Below are 655 nucleotides of genomic sequence, written 5' to 3' on the forward strand. Positions count from 1 at the left end.
GAGTTCTCTCGGTAGGAGAGGGGACTGTTCATTTAGATAGGGTGACTATTAAAGTTGCTGAGAAACAAACTAAAGAGACGAGCATTGGTTTATTGTCACATGGAGGTGTTATTTCTTTTAGAAATGGGAAATTTGAAGCTCCTAATGCTATCGCATTATGGGTAAGTGGTGACTTTGATGGTAATGCCTTTAAACTCGATGAAAAAGTTGAAGAAGGAGTCTCTGATGAAATTCAAAGACAGGATGTGAATGCAGATAGGGATAGGCAGGCTTCTGAGGTTAATGATGTCGTTGGTGAGGTAGTTCCTATTGGTGAAGGTAGCATTTGTGCTGATTATAATATTTATCATACTACTCACTCTACACATATTGAGGTTCTGTCCTCTATAGAGGGTATTTTAAACAGCGGCGGATCTTCTAGAAATACTGATGTACCTTCTAGAGATGGAGGTAGAGATTCCGAGGGTGAACAGGATACAGGATCTGAGGTTGCCAACTTAATAGTTTCTGATATTCAAAATTCAACTATTAAATTGAAAGGTAATTCCTATGGTGTACTTTTTGAGGGCGGTACTTATCAAAGTGTGGAGAAAAGAAATGATCAAAATGGAGGACAGGATCTAGTAGAACAAAATGGAGCGCAGAATCTAGTAGA

The 655-nt window shown here is 38.8% G+C and carries 1 protein-coding gene; it reads left to right on the plus strand.

Going from position 1 to position 655, the window contains the following annotated elements:
- Nucleotides 1-655: hypothetical protein (locus ACFINC_RS11095; protein ID WP_375617237.1), on the plus strand; the 655-nt coding region annotated here is incomplete at both ends.

This window comes from Bartonella sp. AP58NXGY, assembly GCF_042195785.1.
Taxonomy (GTDB): Bacteria; Pseudomonadota; Alphaproteobacteria; order Rhizobiales; family Rhizobiaceae; genus Bartonella.